The sequence below is a fragment of the Bradyrhizobium sp. ORS 111 genome (assembly GCF_045571485.1).
Taxonomy (GTDB): domain Bacteria; phylum Pseudomonadota; class Alphaproteobacteria; order Rhizobiales; family Xanthobacteraceae; genus Bradyrhizobium.
The window spans coordinates 606,631-625,494 of sequence record NZ_CP120701.1 but is presented as its reverse complement, the minus strand read 5'-3'; the positions used below and the strand labels follow the sequence as shown (position 1 = coordinate 625,494).

Below are 18,864 nucleotides of genomic sequence, written 5' to 3'. Positions count from 1 at the left end.
GTAATAACATATCTTCTCCGGGATCGTTCGGCGCCCACGCCTTCGATCACCGCCTCTTGACCCTCGGACCATGACCGCCCAGCCAGCCCTCGATCGCGCACCTGCCGAGCCCCGCGATGCGCTGTCCATGCTCAATTCCGTGTTTGGGCTACAGGGCTTTCGCGGCGCGCAGGAAAAGATCATCCGCCACGTCACCGACGGCGGCAATTGCCTGGTGCTGATGCCGACGGGCGGCGGCAAGTCGCTCTGCTACCAGTTGCCGTCGCTGCTGCGCGACGGCTGCGGCATCGTGGTGTCGCCGCTGATTGCCCTGATGCGCGACCAGGTCGCGGGCCTCACCGAGGCCGGCGTCAATGCCGCGGTGCTGAACTCGACGCTGACTTACGAGGAAGCCTCCGAGGTCGAGCGGCGGCTGATCGCGGGCGATCTCGACCTGCTCTATGTCGCGCCCGAGCGGCTGCTGACACAGCGCTGCCTCAATCTGCTCGGCCAGGCGCAGATCGCGCTGTTCGCGATCGACGAGGCGCATTGCGTCTCGCAATGGGGCCACGACTTCCGGCCCGAATATATCGGCCTCTCGGTGCTCGCCGAGCGCTTTCCCGATATACCGCGCATTGCGTTGACAGCGACCGCGGATGCGCTGACGCGCAAGGAGATCGCCGAACGGCTGCAGCTTACGGATGCGCCGCAATTCGTCGCGAGCTTCGACCGCCCCAATATCCGCTACGAGATCGTCGACAAGCAGAATGCGATCACGCAACTGAAGAATTTCATCAAGGACCGGCATGCCGGCGAGGCCGGCGTGGTCTATTGCCTGTCGCGCGCCAAGGTCGAGGACGTCGCGGCGTCGCTGAGCGCCGCCGGCATTCCGGCGCTGCCCTATCATGCCGGGCTGGATGCTGCCATGCGCGCCCGGCACCAGGATCGCTTCATCAACGAAGACGGCGTCGTGATCGTCGCCACGATTGCGTTCGGCATGGGCATCGACAAGCCGGACGTGCGCTTCGTCGCGCATCTCGACCTGCCCAAGAGCGTCGAGGCCTACTACCAGGAGACCGGCCGCGCCGGCCGTGACGGCAAGCCGTCCACCGCATGGATGGCCTACGGCCTGTCCGACATCGTGCAGCAGCGTCGCATGATTGACGAGTCCAACGGCTCCGACGCCTTCAAGCGCGTCTCGATCGGCAAGCTCGATGCGCTGGTTGCGCTCGCCGAAACCGCGCATTGCCGCCGGCAGCGCCTGCTCGGCTATTTCGGCGAGACGCGCGCCGGCGAGAGCTGCGGCAATTGCGACAACTGCCTGACGCCGCCGCGCATGCGCGACGGAAAGGTGCTGGCGCAGAAGCTGTTGTCCTGCGTCTACCGTACCGGGCAGCGTTTCGGCGCCATGCACCTGATCGACGTGCTGGTCGGCCGGCTGACTGAGCGCGTCAAGCAGTTCAATCACGACCAATTGTCGGTGTTCGGCATCGGCCGCGAGCTCAACGAGAAGCAATGGCGCGCGGTGCTGCGCCAGCTCGTGGCGATGGGCCATCTGCGCGCCGACAGCGACGCCTATGGCGCGCTGAAGCTGACCGAAAGTGCACGCGGCGTGCTGAAGGGCGAGACCGCGGTGATGCTGCGCGAGCAGCCGGAAGGCGCGCGCAATCGCGCGATCCGCGGCAAGTCGCGGCGCGGCGAGCTTGCGCCCGCGGCCGACGGCAAGGGCGCCGCCGCCAACCCCGAGCTGCATGCGGCACTCCGCGCCTGGCGCGCGGAGATCGCGCGACAACGCGGCGTGCCGGCCTATGTCGTGCTGCACGATTCGACTATCGACGGGATCGCCGCGATGCGGCCGGATACCCTGGGCGATCTCCGCAACATCGCCGGGATCGGCGACAAGAAGCTGGAGCATTACGGCAACGACCTGATCAGGCTGGTAAAGGCGTCGGAGGGATAGCAATCACAGGCATAACAAAGCGGACTAATTGTCTCCCTAAGGTAAGGGGCGTTCCCGGTTAGCCCAATATGGGCAAAGGGGACAGACTTCACCTTGAGGATAATCGATCCCCTCTTCGTGCGGACATCCGATAATCTCCGACGTCAACGCAACAGAGCGCACATCGTGACTTCGCAAGAAGATGGCGACCTGCTCAAGCGTAGCCGACTCGCTACGCACGTCTCCGCTCTCGCTAAACCACCTTTGCAACGCGAACGGCGGAGCGTCCGGCGCGGTGATCACGGACACGGCAACCTTGCTGGCGCGCAAGCTATCCGGTCCATAAAACGCGACAGTCCCGACCGGATAGCCACGAAAACCTACCTTGCTCTTCTTTTCCAGCCATTTTTGCGGTCGCCATCCGAGCTTCATCGTACTTTCTCAAGTTGGGCTACGATCGTATTGTCTCAGCGAGGATCGTTCGACGTCAACAGCTTGTAGCCCATGCATCTGCGGTCGGGTCCTTCAGCCACGAGCTTTCTCAGCAGGGCAGATTTCGAGGCTTCCAAACCGCAGATATTGTCGACCTTGCCCCCCAAATGACCGGGCATCGGCACAGTCTTCGTGGCGCCGCCCTGGATGAAGTTGCTCTGGATGAAACTGTTCACGTTGCTGCTCAAAGTCGAGCAACTGAGGCAGCGCCCCGATACCGCAGCGCTCGCCGCCGCGGCATAGGTGCCATTCGCTGCGCGGCAAGGCGCTTGCTTGCGGGCCGCGCCGCATCAGCCCTAATCTTTTGGCTGCCGCGTCCAACGAGGCGCAGCCAAGACAATGAAGCACAGGGGAAGAGACGGCCATGGCTCTGGAGAGCGCCGCGCGCGGCAATGCGCGCCCTGCCGAAACTGGAACGTTCGATGCCGTGGTGGTCGGCGCGGGCTTCGCCGGCATGTACATGTTGCACCGGCTGCGCGGGCTCGGCTTCACCGCGCGCGTGTATGAGGCGGGGGGCGGCGTCGGCGGCACCTGGTACTGGAATCGCTATCCCGGCGCGCGCTGCGATGTCGAGAGCATGCAATACTCCTTCTCGTTCTCCGAGGAACTCGACCAGGAATGGAGCTGGTCGGAGAAATATTCGCCGCAGCCCGAGATCCTCGCCTACGCCAACCACGTTGCCGACCGTTTCGACCTGCGCAGCCAGATCGTGTTCGACACCCGCGTGACCGCGGCAACCTTCGACGAGGCTGCGGGCACATGGACGGTGGAGACCGATCGCGGCGACAAGGTCACGGCACGATTCTGCATCATGGCGGTCGGCTGCCTGTCGGCGCCGAACCGTCCGGCCTTTGCCGGAATGAGCGATTTCCGCGGGCCGATCTACCACACTGGCGAATGGCCGCATGAGGGCGTCGATTTCACCGGCTTGCGCGTCGGCGTGATCGGCACCGGCTCGTCGGCGATCCAGTCGATCCCGATCATCGCGCAGCAGGCCTCGCAACTCACCGTATTCCAGCGCACCGCGACGTGGTCGGTGCCGGCCTGGAACGAGGCACTGTCGGCGGAGTATCTGAAGGAGGCCAAGGCGCATTATCCTGAATTGCGCGCCAAGGCGCGCGCTCGCCCGACCGGGTTTTATTTCCCGTTCAACGCCCAGCCCGCATTGCAAGCGAGCGCGGCGGAGCGTGAACGGCAATATGAGGAAGCCTGGCAGCGCGGCGGCCTGCCCTTCCTCGGCGCATTCGGCGACCTCCTGTTCGAGAAAGCCGCCAACGACACCATCGCCGATTTCGCGCGGAACAAGATCCGCAGCATCGTCAAGGACCCGGCGACCGCCGAGCTGCTGTGTCCGCAGAACGTGTTCGGCTGCAAGCGGCTGTGCGTCGACACCAACTATTTCGAGACCTACAATCTGCCCCACGTGAAGCTGGTCGACGTCTCGAAGACGCCGATCGAGCGCTTCACGCGTGATGCCATCGTGGTCGACGGCACCGCATACGAGGTCGACGCGATCGTCTCGGCAACCGGCTTTGCCGCGATGACCGGCTCGTTCGACAGAATCGCGATCACCGGCCGCGGCGGCCGGACCCTCGCCGAGAAAGGGCGAGCCGGTCCGCGCGCCTATCTCGGCCTCGCTTCGGAAGGATTCCCGAACCTGTTCATGATCACCGGGCCCGGCAGCCCGTCGGTGCTGGCGAGCATGATCCAGGCGATCGAGCAGCATGTCGACTGGCTGGCGGATTGCCTCGGCCATATGCGCGATGTCGGCGCCGGGACGATCGAGCCGCTCCGCGACGACGAGGACGCCTGGGTCGCCCATGTCAATGACGTCTCGACGGTCTCGCTACGCTCGACCTGCAGCTCCTGGTATGTCGGGGCCAACATCCCCGGCCGTCCGCGCGTGTTCATGCCCTATATTGGCGGCTTCCCGGTCTATGTGCAGAAGTGCAACGAGGTGATGAATTCGGGCTATGACGGCTTCGTGCTGCAGGGCGCGCAGGGCGGCAACGCGGCGCCCCAGGTGCGCTTCACCGAACGCTGGCAGGTGCCACTCGACATCGAAGTGATCTCGCCGGCCGCCGTTGCCGCGAGGCGCGTGCCGGTGGTTTGAGAGATCCCGACGATTTGCGCGCGCCGGCGTGCTAGCATCACGCCGAACCCGCCGCGTTTCAGACCGAGGGCGATGATCGACACCGACTTGCAGGAACTGATCGATCGGATCGGCGCCGACCATGTCGCGCGCCGGCTGGCGGTCGAGACCAGGCATGAGGCACAGCTATTCGGCCAGGGCACGCTGCTGGTCAATGTCGAGAACTGGAAGCGCGCTCCCAGATTGGTCGAGGCCGCGCTGAAGGCCACCGGCCTCTATGGCCGCGCGCGACGCAATGCCGACCGGGTCAGCGAGCGGCGCAACCGCGTGATCTCGGCACGCCTGCCGGCGGCCTTCGACGGCTTCACCATCCTTCAGCTCAGCGATCTCCATGCCGATATCAGCCTCGGGGCGATGCGGCACCTGATGGACATCGTGCACAACGTCGCCTGCGACATCTGCGTGCTGACCGGAGACTATCGCGGCAGGACCTTCGGTCCGATCGAAGCCAGCCTCGCCGCGATGCAGGATCTCTGCGCGCGGATCAAACGGCCGCTCTACGGCATCCTCGGCAATCACGACAGCATCCGGATGACCCCGGCGCTGGAAGCGATGGGCATCCGGATGCTGTTCAATGAATCCGAGACGATCGAGCGCGGTGGCGAGACGATCCATCTCGCCGGGATCGACGATGCCCATTTCTATCGCACCGACGACATTGCAAAGGCCGCGGCGGCGATCCCGCGCGAAGCGTTCTCGCTCCTGCTCGCGCACACCCCGGAATCATATCGCGAAGCGGCAAAGGCTGGCTTCGATCTCATGCTGAGCGGCCACACCCATGGCGGCCAGTTGTGCCTGCCCGGCGGCATTGCGATCAAGCTGGAAGCGCGGCTGCCGCGCCGGATGGGCGCCGGCGCCTGGCACTTCGACAAACTCGCCGGATACACATCGGTGGGCGTCGGCACCAGCCTGGCACCGGTGCGGCTCAACTGTCCGGCCGAGATCACGGTGCATACGCTGAGGCGCCCGGGCTGACCATGCGGCCCCGATACTCTCCTCGCCCCGCTGCGTGCGGGGAGAGGAGACGGCGCTTCAATTGCCCGGCCGCTTTGCGCTCGCGCTTTGTTCGTTCACCGTGCAGGTGATCAACAGCGTATAGCCGCGCGCGTTCTTGGCGATCTCGGCGGTTTCCTTCTTCATCTCGTCGCGCCACTCGGCGGTGCGGTACGCCACCGCGCTGTTGTCGAGGAAATCCCGCAGTGCGCCGGTCTTGATCGCGAAGTTGATGTTCTCCGGGATGGTCCCGGTTGCCCGCGCAACCTTGACCGCATCGAGCTTGGCCGCCACCACCCCGACCACGGCGCCGGTGAGATCGAACAGCGGTCCGCCGCTGTTGCCCGGCTGCACCGCGGCGCTGATCTGCAGAAACCGGGTGTCGTTGACGATGCCGCTCAGCGAACTGACGATGCCCGTGGTCACGGTGAAATCCGACGTCAGCAATCCGTGATAGGGAAAGCCGATCGCCACCACGCCATTGCCGACCTGGATGGCGTTTTGCCGGATGCTCGCGACGTCCTTGAACGGGCTTGGCGCTTGCAGCAGCGCCAGATCATTGGTCTCGTCGGCGGACACCAGCCGCAGCTTGACCGGCGCCTCGCCGCTCAGATTGCCGGTGATCTCGCCGCAGCCGTCGATGACGTGATGATTGGTCACGACGTGACCGTTGCTGCTGACCACGAAACCAGTGCCGGTCTGCGTCCCGGACTTGCCCTGCTTGGGCGGCGCGGCCGACGCGGCCTGCGGCGGCGCGGCCGCGGGCTTTGCGGTGACCGCGAACTCGCCGGCGTTGGCGACGCCGTTCTTCTTGACCGACATCACGCAATTGAGCAGTGCGGGCAGCAACTGTGCGGTTTGATTCAGGTTGAACTGAAACAACTGCCCCTGCGCGAACGCCGTCATCTGCCGCGCCTTGCGGAACTGGTTGACCAGCGCCGAGTTCACCGGCAGCTCGACACTCACGAGCTGAGCCCCAATCGGCATGCCATAGACGTTGAACGCCGGTTGACCGTCGAAGGTCAACGCGAGCGGGAAGGCTTCACCCGGCGTCAGCCGCCAGCTTTCATGCGAAAAGCCCAGCCGCCAACTGCCGTTCGCACCGATCGAGACCATGAAATAGATGCCGCTCTGATAGGAGCTGCCCGCAGCGCAATGAGTGAAGGCGCCGCTCTGGTCGTTGGTATAGGCGCCGCCCTTCCAGTTGCCGACGCTGATCGATCCATACGGACCACGCGCGTGCGACGGTGTCGCGGATACAATCAGCCACGCGGCCGCGACGACCGTCCAGATCGCACCTCTCATCTACACCACTCCCCAGCCCAGCGCCGACCACAGGAGGGGCGTGAAGATTCACCCGCAGGTAGTGCGAACCCATTGCTGGGCTCGGCGCTCAGCGCCACACCGCCGCGGATGAGGCAATCGCCACATCCTCTGGTTACAGCGGCAAGTTCCTATTTTGTTCGATCGATGTCAAGCCGGACACATGGTCATGGCGGGCCATCGTTCGGCTCCCGAGCCGATGACGCAGCCTAATTTGGACGCTTGAGATGGACGAACCAGTACCAGGAGGCCAGCGCGTGCACGCCGACCCCGATCAGGAAGATGCCGGCATAGAGTTCGAACTCCCATACCCTGCCATGCAACAGGCACGGATGGCCGTTGCAGGCCCAGAACCAATGCCCGACCGCGATGATGCCGGCGGCCAGGGCGGCAATGGCCCGGCCGAACGCATTCATCATCCACACCTGATGTCTCCCGACTCGCCCGGCGGAACCAAGCTACCGGGCAAACCTGACGCCAACCTTACGTGGAGGAAGTGTAGCCCGGAGGGAGCGCAGCGTCACCCCGGGGCCTCTTCGTTTCGCGGATTTCGCTCCGGGCAACGAAGCCACCAAGTCCGCTCGCTCAGCCGTTTCTGAATGCGTAGGCATAGCCATTGATCGCCGGCGCGCCGCCGAGATGGGCGTAGAGCACCTTCGATCCGGCCGGGAAGAAGCCCTTCTGCACGAGATCGATCATGCCCTGCATCGATTTCCCCTCGTAGACGGGATCGGTGATCATGCCTTCGAGCCGCGCACTGAGACGGATCGCCTCCTTGGTCGCCTCCGACGGCACGCCATAGGCCGGATAGGCGTAATCCTCGATCAGCACGACATCGTCCTCGACGATATCGCGGCCGAGCTCGACCAGTTTCGCGGTGTTCTGCGCGATCGACAGCACTTGCGCCTTGGTCTGATCCGGGGTGAACGAGCCGTCGATGCCGATCACGTTGCGCGCACGCCCGTCCGCGGCAAAGCCGACCAGCATGCCGGCATGGGTCGAGCCGGTCACGGTGCAGACAACGATGTAATCGAACTTGAAGCCGAGCTCTCTTTCCTGGGCGCGCATCTCTTCGGCGAAGCCGACATAGCCGAGCCCGCCGAATTTGTGCACCGACGCACCGGCCGGGATTGCATAGGGCTTGCCGCCCGCGGCCTTGACCTCCTCGATCGCCTGCTCCCAGCTCTTGCGGATCCCGATGTCGAACCCTTCGTCGACCAGGCGGACGTCGGCGCCCATCACGCGCGAGAGCAGGATGTTGCCGACACGGTCATAGATGGCGTCCTCGTGCGGCACCCAGCTTTCCTGTACCAGCCGGCACTTCATGCCGACTTTCGCGGCGACCGCCGCGACCATGCGGGTGTGGTTGGACTGCACGCCGCCGATCGAGACCAGCGTGTCGGCGTTGGAGGCGATCGCATCGGGAATGATGTATTCGAGCTTGCGCAGCTTGTTGCCGCCGAAGGCGAGGCCCGAGTTGCAGTCCTCGCGCTTGGCATAGAGCTCAACCTTGCCGCCGAGATGTTTGGAGAGGCGATCGAGCTTCTCGATATGGGTCGGCCCGAAGGTGAGCGGATAGCGCGCGAATTTTTCCAGCATGCTGGCATCCCCGTTGATGTCTCGAAACGGCGAAACACCTATCACCCCGGATGCGAAAGGTGCTCCCTAACTCGGACCGAGTTTTCCAGCGAAGTTGCATCTGCGTCGGTCACTGTTATCTTTCCTCTCGCCAAATCGGCTCTATCTGAAAGATTCTTTCATGTCCGCCCGACTCGACCGTATCGACCTCAAGATGTTGAGATTGCTGCAGAAGAACGGCCGGCTCAGCAATGCCGAGCTGGCCGATCAGGTCGGGGTCAGCCCCGCCACTTGTCACCGCCGCACCCAGGCGCTGTTCGACGAAGGCTTCGTCAGCAGCGTCCGCGCCATGGTTGCGCCGCGCAAGGTCGGCAAGGGCACGCTGGTGATGGTCGGCGTGGTACTGGATCGTTCGACGCCGGAGAGCTTTGCGAGCTTCGAGCAGGCGGTGGCGAAACTGAAATGCGTGCTCGACTGCCATCTCGTCGCCGGCGACTTCGATTATTTCCTCAAGATCCGCGTCGGCGACATGGAGGACTTCAACCGCATCCATGGCGACCAACTGATCGCGCTGCCCGGCGTGCGCCAGACCCGCACCTTCTTCGTGATGAAGGAGGTGGTAGACAACGCCGTGCTGGAGTTCTGAGCGCTGGCCGGACGCGGCGCCTGTGCCGCAATGCGTCAATTGGACTGACCGAAGGTCTACCCATTCAGTAGAGCTTGATGGACCGACCAAATCGGAGCACTGTTTGACAGGAGGTCGAACCGCTGCGCCCTTCGACAGCCGCGCGAGCCCGTCAACGGACGTAAATCATGGCCACCGTATCGATCATGCGAATGATTGTGCCGTTCATCGCGCTCGTGGTGGGTGGCGGCGTGGCATTGATGTTTGCCGTCCCCCACTCCATGCAGGAGCCGGCGGCCAATGTGGCGGCTCTCGATGCAAAGCACGCTGCAGCCGCAGCGCCGGCAGCGGGCGCGCGCGATCAGGGCACGGCCGACACCGCTGCGGCACAGTCGGAAGCCGACCAGCTTTCGGCGGCGCTTGCCCCTCCAACGCCGGGTGGCGACCCGTTACCCGCATTCGATATCGTTCGCGTCGAGCCGAACGGCGAGGCCGTGATCGCCGGTCGCGCCGCACCGGGCGCCACCGTGGAATTATTGCGCAATGGCGAGCCGCACGATCGGGTTGTCGCCGATCAAGCCGGCCAATTCGCCATGATCCCGCCCGCGCTGCCGCCCGGGAATTACGACCTGACCTTGCGCGTGCGGCAAGCCGACGGCCAGGAGATCGTGTCCCGCCACAGCGTGCCGGTCGCGGTCGCCCCCACACCGAGCGAGCGGCCGACCGTTGCGCTGATGAGCCCTGATAGGCCGACCCAGGCTCCGCCCACACCTCCGACGTCCGAACCTGCCGCCGCCAAGGCGGTCGTCGAGGCGACCAGTGCCGTGCCGAATCGATTGCCGGCATCGAGCCAAGCGGCAGCGCCCGTCGCCCCGCAGCCGCGACTGGCAGCCGTCGACGCGGCCCTGACCCGGGACAAACCTTCGCCGTCATCGGGGGCCGCGCCGAAGACCACAACGACCACCGTGTCCCGCGGCGACAGCCTGTGGCGCATCAGTCAGCGCGCCCTCGGCGCGGGCCCGCGCTACGTCGGCATCTACCGTGCAAACAAGATGCACATCCGCAATCCCAACTTGATCTACCCCGGCCAGGTTTTTGTGATGCCGTCGCGGTGAGGCGGGACGCTCTCGGCTGACCCCGCCATGGCTTGCGACGCTGCAACGGGCTGCGCGTAGGGCAATTGCATTTGGGAGAAAAGCGCCCTGCGGCCATCCTTCGAGACGCCCGCCTTTGGCGGGCTCCTTAAGGATGAGGTCTTGTGTTGCGGCACAATAGTAGACCCTCATGGTGAGGAGCGCCGCTTGCGGCGCGTCTCGAACCACGAGGCCGAGGACGTGTGCAGCCGCCCAAGGCGGCATATGCGACAGCCCCTTGGGTTGCACTGACGGCGTCGAGCTGTCGTGAAGAGCGCGCCCGGAAAATCGCCAACATTCGTCACGAGGATTCAGGCAACCGGCGAGACCCCGGTCACGATGACATCTGGCGGCAGCGGAGCAGCAAGATCATGCGCACCATCACGCTTGAAGAGCATTTCGCCACGCCCGATTTTCTCGATGGTCCGGGCCGCGAGCTCAAGGAGCAGGCGCGCCAGATCGGCAGCCGCGCCGAGCAACTGATGCGCGACCTCTGTGACCTCGGCGAAGGCCGGATCGCCCAGATGGACGCCGCCGGCATCGACATGCAGGTGCTCTCGCTGACGGCACCGGGCCTCGAGCAACTGGACACGAGTGATGCGGTGGCGCTCGCGCGCGACACCAATGACGCGCTGGCCGAAGCGATCGCAAGGCATCCGGCGAGATTGTCCGGCTTCGCCGCGCTGCCGATCGCGGCACCGGACGACGCGGCCAGGGAGCTCGAACGTCGCCTCGGCAAGGAGGGCTTCGCGGGCGCTGTCATCAACGGCCATCAGCGCGGACGCTATCTCGACGACAAATTCTTCTGGCCGGTGCTGGAGGCCGCCGAATCGCTGGGCGCACCGATCTATCTGCATCCGACCAGACCGCCCAAGCCGGTGATCGACGCCTCGTTCGGCGGCTTTGCACCACTCGTCACCGAGATGCTGGCCGGCCCCGGCTTCGGCTGGCACATCGAGACCGCAGTGCATGTGCTGCGCATGGTGCTGGGCGGTGTGTTCGACCGCTTCCCCAGGCTTCAGATCGTGATCGGCCACATGGGCGAAGGCCTGCCGTTCTTCATGCAACGGGTCGACGTGATGCCGGTCGAACTGACGAAGCTCAAGCGTCCCGTCAGCGCCTATCTGCGCGATAATCTGCACTATACCTTCGCCGGCTTTAATTTCCCGCCGACGTTCCTCGATCTGCTGCTTGAGATCGGCGTCAGCCGCATCATGTTCTCGGCCGACTATCCCTACGCCTCGATGGCCAAGGCGCGTGCGTTCCTCGAGCAGATTCCGGTCTCCGCCACCGACCGTGCGCTGATCGCGCATGGCAACGCCGAGAAATTGCTCGGGCTGTGAGCGTTCCTGGATCGACCGCGCGGCCTGCGAGCGGCGCCGATCTGCCGGAGCCGGCTTCGCCTTTCCGGTCTGGCGCAGCGGTGCCGGAGCCACTAGATGTGCCCGCATGCAGCAGCACGCCCTGGAACAATTCGTCGCGCGTCACCAGCGCCTGTTTATCCTCACCGGGGCCGGCTGCAGCACCAATTCCGGCATTCCTGACTATCGCGACAGCAACGGCAACTGGAAGCGGACGCGGCCGGTCACGATCCAGGCCTTCCTCGGCGAGGCCGGCACGCGGCAACGTTATTGGGCGCGCAGCATGGTCGGCTGGCGGCGCTTCGGCCGTGCCGCGCCGAACGGCGCCCATCGCGCGCTGGCAAAGCTGGAAGAGCAAGGCAGATGCGAATTGCTGCTCACCCAGAATGTCGACCGGTTGCATCAGGCGGCCGGCAGCCGGCGCGTGATCGACCTGCATGGCCGTCTCGACGTGGTCCGCTGCCTTGGCTGCGCCGCGACGATGCCGCGTGAGCAATTCCAGGACGAACTGGCGCGGCTCAATTCGGCGTGGCTTGCGTTCGATGCCGCTGACGCGCCGGACGGCGATGCCGATCTCGACCAAGACTTTTCGTCCTTCAGCGTGCCGCCTTGCGAAGCGTGCGGCGGCGTGCTCAAGCCCGACGTGGTGTTCTTCGGCGAACACGTGCCGCGGGATGTCGTTGCTTCAGCGCAAGCGCATCTCGAGCAGGCCGACGCCATGCTGATCGTCGGCTCCTCGCTGATGGTCTACTCGGGCTACCGCTTCGTCCGCATGGCGGAGCAGCGCGGGCTGCCGATTGCCGCGGTCAATCTCGGCCGCACCCGCGCCGATGAGCTGCTCGCGCTCAAGGTCGAGGAGCAGTGCGAGACCGCGCTGTCGTTTCTGCTGTAGATGACACAACCGTGGCCGGCTGCATCACTGGCAGGCGGTGACGTGCATCGTACCAGCGCGTCATGCGAGCCAACGTGTCGCAATGACGAATTCTAGATTCGTCGCGCCTTACGCCCGATGCCGGTGCGGCCGGGCATTCACCGGGCTGGTGCTCCAGTGCGTCCAGCTCACGCTGGCGAGGCTGCCGCGGTCGGTTGCCAGCGGACGCCGGGTCCGGCGCTCATATTCGGCGATGCAGCGGCCCGACTCCCAGATCTTGCGCTCCAAGTCGGCGATCGTCTTTTGCATCCGCCGGCTGGTGCCGCAGGTGGGATCCCTGAGCTGGTCGACTTCGAGCGCCTTCAAGGCCGCGCGATGCTTCCTGAGCTGCGCGCGCTGCCAGGCAATGTGACTGTTGCTGTCTGCTGTCATGTGGCCGCCACCATCATTGATCGTTGCACGCCGTTGGGCACCTCGATATCGACCTCGAGCATCGAGACGAACTTGCCCCTGTCCATCTTGACCACGACCTTGTCGGGGTCGAGATCGACATGCTTGGACACCACGCCGAGGATTTCGGCACGGAGAACTTCGAGAAGGTCGGGACCACCGGTCCGGCCACGCTCATGCGCGAGCAGGATCTGCAGCCGCTCCCGCGCCACAGGCGCGGAGCCGGCGCGGCCGCCAAAAAGCCGCATCAGGTTCATCATGCAGCCCTCCGTCGCAGCAACCGATCCATCAGCCCCTTGCGCTCGACCGGCACGGTCATCGTCACCGTCTCGCCCATCAGGCGGCGCACGGCGTCGATATAGGCCCGGGCCGGCGCACTGTTTGCGTTGTTCAACGTCACCGGGCTTCCAACGTTGGAGGCCTTCAACACATCCTGGCTTTCCGGCACGATGCCGAGCAGCGGTGTCGCCAGGATCTCCAGAATATCGTCGATCGACAGCATCTCGCCACGTGCGGCGCGCGCGGCGTCGTAGCGGGTGACCAGCAGATGCTTCTCGACCCGCTCGCCGCGCTCGGCGCGCACCGTTTTGGAATCCAGCATGCCGATGATGCGGTCGGAGTCGCGCACCGAGGACACTTCCGGATTGGTGACGATGATGGCCTCGTCGGCGTAGCGCATCGCCAGCGTGGCGCCGCGCTCGATGCCGGCCGGGCTGTCGCACAGGATCCAGTCGAACTTGGTCCTGAGATCGGCGATCACCCGCTTGACCCCCTCTTCCGTCAGCGCGTCCTTGTCGCGGGTCTGCGACGCCGGCAGCAGCCAGAGGTTCTCGAGCCGCTTGTCGCGGATCAGCGCCTGCGGGAGCTTCGCAACGCCCTGGACGACGTTGATGAGATCGAACACGACCCGGCGCTCCGCGCCCATCACCAGGTCGAGGTTACGCAAGCCGACGTCGAAGTCGATGACCACGACGTTCTGTCCCATCTGCGCGAGCGCAGCACCAAGTGCGGCGGTGGATGTGGTCTTGCCGACCCCGCCTTTGCCGGACGTCACGACCAAGACTTTGGCCATTCTCTTCTCCTTCTGGTCGATCAGTTCAAAGCTGTGATTCGCAGCATTTCGCCCTCGAGCCACGCCTGGGCGGGCCGGTTGCGCAAGCTGTCAGAGATCTGTTCCGCAGTCTGGTAGTAGCCGTCGATGGCGAGCAGCTCGGCCTCGATCCTCTGGCAGAAGATCCGCGCCGACGAGTTGCCGTTGATACCGGCCATCGCGCGGCCGCGCAGCGTACCGTAGACATGAATCGAGCCGCCGGCCACGATCTCGGCGCCGGAGCCGACCGAGCCGAGCACGGTGACGTCACCCTCGGCAAATATCGATTGACCGGAGCGGACCGGATTTTCTAGCAGCAGCGACGGCGACTTGGCCTTGGACTTCGGTTGCGGCGGCGGGTTGACGTGGGTGATGGCGCAGGCCCGGCCGCCGGTCAGAAGCGGCGGCAAATTGGCGCCGAGCTTTGATTCGTCGACGCCTTCGATGCCGAGCACGCGGATGTTGCGCTGGTCCAGGCTGCCGACAAGGTGGGCGATCGCGGCGGCGCTGAGGTCCACGGACGCCAGATCGAGCACCACCGGCTTGCCGGTGAAAAAGCCAGGCGAGCGCGCCAGCATCTGGTCGATCTCCTCCAGCCAGGACACGATCGGGACGACAGGGGTGAACACGAACGCGACATAGGAACGGCCGCGCATGCGAACCTGCTGACGTGCTGGCTGTTGAGTAGCGTCCATCGCCCCTGACTCAGTTGTCTTTTCGAATGGTTAACAATCGGTCCGCATGGTTAATCAAAGGTTAATACCGTCAGGGTTTTCACGGATTTGCACCGGGCGTGTCCTCCGAGCGGGTGAAGGCCGGCGCGGCCCGGGCTGTGAGCCGTGGTTTGGACGGAAAGCCGTCTCGAATGATTGCGAATCAGCCGATCGTGCGTTCCGTGCTGCAGCGGCCACGACGCAAACGCCACGGGCACCACCAATTGCGCACGTCTCCGTACTCTTACGGGAACCACGATCATGCTTACGCCCCATTGCGCGGCGCACACTCCGCTTCGGGACAAAAGGGGTTGGAGTGCGTTGTGCCGGCGGATGCCAAACCATCTCCGGAGGCCGCGACGTATTCGTGCGAGGCCTGCGGAAATCACATGACCTTGCTGGCCGCTCTGCCGAGGACGGCAAAGCACGAGGCCATTCGCATTTTTCGTTGCTATGGATGCAATGCGGTTCGGACCGAGCGCGCTTGAAACGCGCGCTGGAGCAGCCCGATTCCGATACCCGCGAGGACATCCGATCGAGCAAACGAAACAGCTCGGCGAAATCGTCATAGCTGACGCCGGGCGGATTGGATCGTGGCAATCCACGACGCCCTGCTGAGCCTCAAGACGCGACCTATTCGTCCCTGCGCGTGTCATTTCGCGGCCGCGAAGATACGCGTTGGACAAAGGTCTAATTCGGGTCCCCGGCTTTCCGTTCGCACCCGACCGCAAACTGACTAAGCTTAGCGATAACAACGCCGTCCTCGGGACCATCGAAGGTCCCGGGGACGCAAAAACACATTCACGGTCTTCAGGGAAACGCACATTCGCGCTCGCACGAGCGCGGCTGCCATTGTTTGGCGGAGAAGATGCGCTGGCCACCCGATGGTTTCAGGGCATGCAGAACAGCATCTCTTCTCTGTTCATTCGCTATCCGATCGGCACCTCGCTGCTGATGGCGGGCATCCTGTTCGTGGGGCTGGTCGCGTATCCGCTGTTGCCGGTCGCGCCGCTGCCGCAGGTCGACTTTCCGACCATCCAGGTTTCCGCGAGCCTGCCGGGCGGCAGCCCGGAGACGATGGCCTCCTCCGTCGCCCAGCCGCTGGAGCGCCAGTTCGCGCAGATCCCCGGCATCGCGCAGATGACGTCGACGAGCTCGCTCGGCTCGACTTCGGTCACCATCCAGTTCGACCTCGAGCGCAAGATCGATGCAGCCGCCGGCGACGTTCAGGCCGCGATCAACGCCGCCGGCGGACAGTTGCCGAAGAACCTGCCGTCGCCGCCGACCTATCGCAAGGTCAACCCGGCGGATTCGCCGATCATGATCCTGTCGGCGACTTCCGACACGCTGCCGCTGACGACCGTGAGCGACCGCACCGATGCCGAGCTTGCGCAGCAGATCAGCCAGATCTCCGGCGTCGCCCAGGTCTTTGTCGGCGGCCAGCAGAAACCTTCGATCCGCGTCCAGGTCGATCCGGCGAAGCTCGTCGCCAAGGGCCTGTCGCTGGAGGACGTCCGCGCCCAGATCGCGATCGCGACCACCGACAGCCCGAAAGGCAATATCGACGGTGAGCGCCACGCGTTCACGATCTACGCCAATGACCAACTGATGCAGGCGAAAGACTGGAACGACGTCATCATCGCCTATCGCAGCGGCGCGCCGCTGCGGGTCCGCGACATCGGCCAGGCGGTGGCAGGCCCGGAGGACATGAAGACCGCGGCCTGGGCCGACGGCCAGCGCGGCGTGTTCCTCGTCATCTTCAAGCAGCCCGGCGCCAACGTGATCGATACCGTCGACCGCATCAAGGCGCAGTTGCCGCGGCTAATCGCCTCGATCCCGCCGACCATCAAGATCAAGATCATCAGCGACCGCACGCTGACGATCCGGGCTGCGGTGGAGGATGTGCAGATCACGCTTCTGATCACCATTGCGCTGGTCGTGATGGTGATCTTCATTTTCCTGCGCAGCTTCTGGGCGACCATCATTCCGAGCATCACCGTGCCGCTGGCGCTGCTCGGCGCCTGTTCTTTGATGTGGGTGTTCGGCTATTCGCTGGACAATCTCTCGCTGATGGCGCTGACGATCGCGGTCGGCTTCGTGGTGGACGATGCGATCGTGATGCTGGAAAACATCACGCGCTACGTCGAGAAGGGCGAGCAGCCGATGGCCGCCGCCTACAAGGGCGCCAGCGAGATCGGCTTCACCATCGTCTCGATCAGCGTCTCGCTGGTCGCGGTGCTGATCCCGCTCCTGCTGATGGGCGGCATCATCGGACGACTGTTCCGCGAATTCGCGGTCACGCTGTCGATGGCGATCTTCGTGTCGCTGGTGGTCTCGCTGTCACTGACGCCGATGATGGCCTCGCGCTTCCTGCGCGCCGATCACGAGGTCAGGCACGGCCGCTTCTATCAGTGGAGCGAGCGGATGTTCAACAGCCTGCTCCACACTTATGAGCGCGGCCTCGATCGAGCGCTGCGCCACAGCTTCATCACGCTCTGTGTCTTCTTTGCAACCGTCGCGCTCTCGGTCTACCTCTTCGTCATCATTCCCAAGGGGTTCTTTCCGCAGCAGGACAACGGCTTCCTCACCGCGGTCTCCGAGATGCCACAGGATATCTCGTTTGCCGAGATGAAGCGGCGGCAGGAAGAGCTCAGCCAGATCGTCCAGGCCGACCCCGCGGTCTCCTCGATCGCGATGTTCATCGGCGGCGGCGGCACGGCGCTGAATTCGGGCCGCATGTACATCACCCTGAAACCGCGCGAGGAGCGTAATGTCGACGCGCAGCAGATCATCGCGCGGCTGCGCCCCAAGCTCGACAAGGTGATCGGCGCGCGGCTGTTCATGCAGGCCTCGCAGGACGTGCGGCTGGGCGGCCGGGCGACGCGGACGCAGTTCGAATATACCCTGCAGGACGCCAATCTCGATGAGCTGAACGACTGGGCGCCGAAGATCCTGACCAAGATGAAGACGCTGCCGCAACTGCGCGACGTCGCCACCGACCAGCAGACCGAAGGCACCACCCTCCAGCTCACGATCAATCGCGACATCGCCTCGCGTTTCGGCATCCAGCCGCAATTGATCGACGATACGCTCTATGACGCCTTCGGACAGCGCCAGGTCGCACAGTATTTCACGCAGGTGAACAGCTATCACGTGATCCTGGAGATCACGCCCGAGCTGCAAGGCAAGATCGACACGCTGGACAAGATCTACATCAAGTCACCGTCGACCGGCGACCAGGTGCCGCTGTCCGTGTTCTGCAAATGGACCGATGTCCCGGTGCGCCCGCTCGCGATCGCCCATCAGGGACAGTTTCCGGCCGTGACAATCAGCTTCAACCTCGCCCAGGACGTGGCGCTGGGGCAGGCCACCAATGCGGTGCAAAGCGCCGTGGCCGAGATGGGCGTGCCGGGCACGCTGGCGACGAGCTTCCAGGGCACGGCGCAGGCGTTCCAGCAATCGCTCAGCACGGTGCCGATGCTGATCGTTGCGGCGCTGATCGTAGTGTATCTGATCCTCGGCGTGCTCTACGAGAGCTACATCCATCCGCTGACCATTCTCTCCACGCTGCCGTCCGCCGGCGTCGGCGCGATCGCGATCCTGATGGCCTTCGGATTCGATTTCAGCCTGATCGCGCTGATCGGAATCATCCTCTTGATCGGGATCGTCAAGAAGAACGGCATCATGATGGTGGACTTTGCCATCGCCGCAGAGCGTGAACGGCATCTGACGCCGCGGCAATCGATCCGCGAAGCCGCGCTGCTCCGCTTCCGCCCGATCATGATGACGACGATGGCAGCCCTGCTCGGCGGCGTGCCGCTGATGCTCGGCACAGGAACCGGCGCCGAGATTCGTCAGCCGCTGGGCTACGCCATGGTCGGCGGCCTTCTGGTCAGCCAGGCGCTGACGCTGTTCACGACGCCCGTCGTCTATCTCTATCTCGACCGCCTCTCCAATTTCCTGTCGGACAGGATACAGGGCAAGCCGCGCGAAGAAACGCGTAATCGGATGAAGGATGCCGCAGAGTAGTGGGATCGCGCCAAGCCATGGGTAATGGCGCCGGCGCGATCGCGCGAGTTGGGTTTATGGCTGGGACGTAACCGCAGAGCTCGGCAGCGGCGCGAACTGCATTCCGGCAACGGCAGAGCCGGCATAGGCAATGGCG

At 64.6% G+C, this 18,864-nt stretch carries 16 protein-coding genes; 8 read left to right on the top strand and 8 right to left on the bottom strand.

From position 1 onward, the window contains the following. The first annotated feature begins 70 nt into the window (after positions 1 to 70). The gene (gene recQ, locus P6U30_RS02905) at positions 71 to 1,939 is read left to right on the top strand and encodes a DNA helicase RecQ (protein ID WP_407168046.1); all 1,869 of its coding nucleotides are present in this window, start codon (positions 71 to 73) and stop codon (positions 1,937 to 1,939) included. A 446-nt stretch (positions 1,940 to 2,385) separates the two neighbouring features. On the opposite strand, the gene P6U30_RS02900 is transcribed toward recQ, so the two are convergent. Next, positions 2,386 to 2,586 (bottom strand): hypothetical protein, encoded by a 201-nt coding sequence (locus tag P6U30_RS02900; RefSeq protein WP_407168045.1) that lies wholly within the window; start codon positions 2,584 to 2,586, stop codon positions 2,386 to 2,388. A 188-nt stretch (positions 2,587 to 2,774) separates the two neighbouring features. Between P6U30_RS02900 and P6U30_RS02895 the strand changes: the two genes are divergently transcribed. Then, entirely contained in the window at positions 2,775 to 4,523 is a 1,749-nt protein-coding gene (locus P6U30_RS02895) for a flavin-containing monooxygenase (RefSeq protein ID WP_407168044.1), read from the top strand. A 72-nt stretch (positions 4,524 to 4,595) separates the two neighbouring features. Further along, entirely contained in the window at positions 4,596 to 5,537 is a 942-nt protein-coding gene (locus P6U30_RS02890) for a metallophosphoesterase (protein ID WP_407168043.1), read from the top strand. Between the two features lie 57 nt (positions 5,538 to 5,594). Here P6U30_RS02890 and P6U30_RS02885 read toward each other — a convergent pair whose 3' ends face one another. From P6U30_RS02885 to P6U30_RS02875, 3 genes are all read right to left on the bottom strand, one after another. After that, positions 5,595 to 6,860, bottom strand: coding sequence for a S1C family serine protease (locus P6U30_RS02885; RefSeq protein WP_407168042.1), 1,266 nt, complete (start codon positions 6,858 to 6,860; stop codon positions 5,595 to 5,597). 227 nt (positions 6,861 to 7,087) lie between these two features. After that, entirely contained in the window at positions 7,088 to 7,297 is a 210-nt protein-coding gene (locus P6U30_RS02880) for a hypothetical protein (RefSeq protein WP_407170667.1), read from the bottom strand. A gap of 166 nt (positions 7,298 to 7,463) precedes the next feature. After that, a complete protein-coding gene (locus P6U30_RS02875; RefSeq protein WP_407168041.1) occupies positions 7,464 to 8,477 on the bottom strand; it encodes a 1-aminocyclopropane-1-carboxylate deaminase in 1,014 nt (337 codons plus the stop codon). Positions 8,478 to 8,637: 160 nt separating this feature from the next. Between P6U30_RS02875 and P6U30_RS02870 the strand changes: the two genes are divergently transcribed. The 4 genes from P6U30_RS02870 to P6U30_RS02855 all read left to right on the top strand — a co-directional run bounded on the left by P6U30_RS02870 (position 8,638) and on the right by P6U30_RS02855 (position 12,467). Beyond that, positions 8,638 to 9,102 (top strand): Lrp/AsnC family transcriptional regulator, encoded by a 465-nt coding sequence (locus P6U30_RS02870; protein ID WP_407168040.1) that lies wholly within the window; start codon positions 8,638 to 8,640, stop codon positions 9,100 to 9,102. A 167-nt stretch (positions 9,103 to 9,269) separates the two neighbouring features. After that, entirely contained in the window at positions 9,270 to 10,196 is a 927-nt protein-coding gene (locus P6U30_RS02865) for a LysM peptidoglycan-binding domain-containing protein (protein ID WP_407168039.1), read from the top strand. A 389-nt stretch (positions 10,197 to 10,585) separates the two neighbouring features. After that, complete coding sequence (locus P6U30_RS02860; protein WP_407168038.1) at positions 10,586 to 11,557, top strand: amidohydrolase family protein; 972 nt, start codon at positions 10,586 to 10,588, stop codon at positions 11,555 to 11,557. A gap of 106 nt (positions 11,558 to 11,663) precedes the next feature. Continuing rightward, the gene (locus P6U30_RS02855) at positions 11,664 to 12,467 is read left to right on the top strand and encodes an NAD-dependent protein deacetylase (protein ID WP_407168037.1); all 804 of its coding nucleotides are present in this window, start codon (positions 11,664 to 11,666) and stop codon (positions 12,465 to 12,467) included. 108 nt (positions 12,468 to 12,575) lie between these two features. Here the strand turns inward: P6U30_RS02855 and P6U30_RS02850 are convergent, their stop codons facing one another. Genes P6U30_RS02850 through minC form a run of 4 tightly spaced genes read right to left on the bottom strand, consistent with a single transcriptional unit; the run spans position 12,576 to position 14,681 of the window. After that, positions 12,576 to 12,878, bottom strand: coding sequence for a hypothetical protein (locus P6U30_RS02850; protein WP_407168036.1), 303 nt, complete (start codon positions 12,876 to 12,878; stop codon positions 12,576 to 12,578). Beyond that, positions 12,875 to 13,153 carry a cell division topological specificity factor MinE gene (minE, locus tag P6U30_RS02845; RefSeq protein ID WP_280978347.1) on the bottom strand — a complete coding sequence of 93 codons (279 nt, stop codon included), beginning with the start codon at positions 13,151 to 13,153 and terminating at the stop codon, positions 12,875 to 12,877. The genes P6U30_RS02850 and minE overlap by 4 nt, the downstream gene beginning before the upstream one ends. Beyond that, entirely contained in the window at positions 13,153 to 13,968 is an 816-nt protein-coding gene (gene minD / locus P6U30_RS02840) for a septum site-determining protein MinD (RefSeq protein ID WP_280975113.1), read from the bottom strand. The genes minE and minD overlap by 1 nt, the downstream gene beginning before the upstream one ends. Positions 13,969 to 13,988: 20 nt before the next feature. Next, a complete protein-coding gene (gene minC, locus P6U30_RS02835; RefSeq protein ID WP_407168035.1) occupies positions 13,989 to 14,681 on the bottom strand; it encodes a septum site-determining protein MinC in 693 nt (230 codons plus the stop codon). Positions 14,682 to 15,596: 915 nt separating this feature from the next. Here minC and P6U30_RS02830 point away from each other — a divergent pair. Continuing rightward, complete coding sequence (locus tag P6U30_RS02830; protein ID WP_407168034.1) at positions 15,597 to 18,728, top strand: multidrug efflux RND transporter permease subunit; 3,132 nt, start codon at positions 15,597 to 15,599, stop codon at positions 18,726 to 18,728. The last annotated feature ends 136 nt before the right edge of the window (positions 18,729 to 18,864 follow it).

Excerpts from the sequence above, each read along its gene's own strand:
- P6U30_RS02870 (WP_407168040.1), top strand. The coding sequence starts at position 8,638 with ATGTCCGCCCGACTCGACCGTATCGACCTCAAGATGTTGAGATTGCTG.
- minE (WP_280978347.1), bottom strand. The coding sequence starts at position 13,153 with ATGAACCTGATGCGGCTTTTTGGCGGCCGCGCCGGCTCCGCGCCTGTG.
- P6U30_RS02830 (WP_407168034.1), top strand. The coding sequence starts at position 15,597 with ATGCAGAACAGCATCTCTTCTCTGTTCATTCGCTATCCGATCGGCACC.
- P6U30_RS02875 (WP_407168041.1), bottom strand. The coding sequence starts at position 8,477 with ATGCTGGAAAAATTCGCGCGCTATCCGCTCACCTTCGGGCCGACCCAT.
- P6U30_RS02855 (WP_407168037.1), top strand. The coding sequence starts at position 11,664 with ATGCAGCAGCACGCCCTGGAACAATTCGTCGCGCGTCACCAGCGCCTG.
- P6U30_RS02895 (WP_407168044.1), top strand. The coding sequence starts at position 2,775 with ATGGCTCTGGAGAGCGCCGCGCGCGGCAATGCGCGCCCTGCCGAAACT.
- P6U30_RS02850 (WP_407168036.1), bottom strand. The coding sequence starts at position 12,878 with ATGACAGCAGACAGCAACAGTCACATTGCCTGGCAGCGCGCGCAGCTC.
- P6U30_RS02865 (WP_407168039.1), top strand. The coding sequence starts at position 9,270 with ATGGCCACCGTATCGATCATGCGAATGATTGTGCCGTTCATCGCGCTC.
- recQ (WP_407168046.1), top strand. The coding sequence starts at position 71 with ATGACCGCCCAGCCAGCCCTCGATCGCGCACCTGCCGAGCCCCGCGAT.
- P6U30_RS02860 (WP_407168038.1), top strand. The coding sequence starts at position 10,586 with ATGCGCACCATCACGCTTGAAGAGCATTTCGCCACGCCCGATTTTCTC.
- minD (WP_280975113.1), bottom strand. The coding sequence starts at position 13,968 with ATGGCCAAAGTCTTGGTCGTGACGTCCGGCAAAGGCGGGGTCGGCAAG.
- P6U30_RS02890 (WP_407168043.1), top strand. The coding sequence starts at position 4,596 with ATGATCGACACCGACTTGCAGGAACTGATCGATCGGATCGGCGCCGAC.
- P6U30_RS02885 (WP_407168042.1), bottom strand. The coding sequence starts at position 6,860 with ATGAGAGGTGCGATCTGGACGGTCGTCGCGGCCGCGTGGCTGATTGTA.
- minC (WP_407168035.1), bottom strand. The coding sequence starts at position 14,681 with ATGGACGCTACTCAACAGCCAGCACGTCAGCAGGTTCGCATGCGCGGC.
- P6U30_RS02880 (WP_407170667.1), bottom strand. The coding sequence starts at position 7,297 with ATGATGAATGCGTTCGGCCGGGCCATTGCCGCCCTGGCCGCCGGCATC.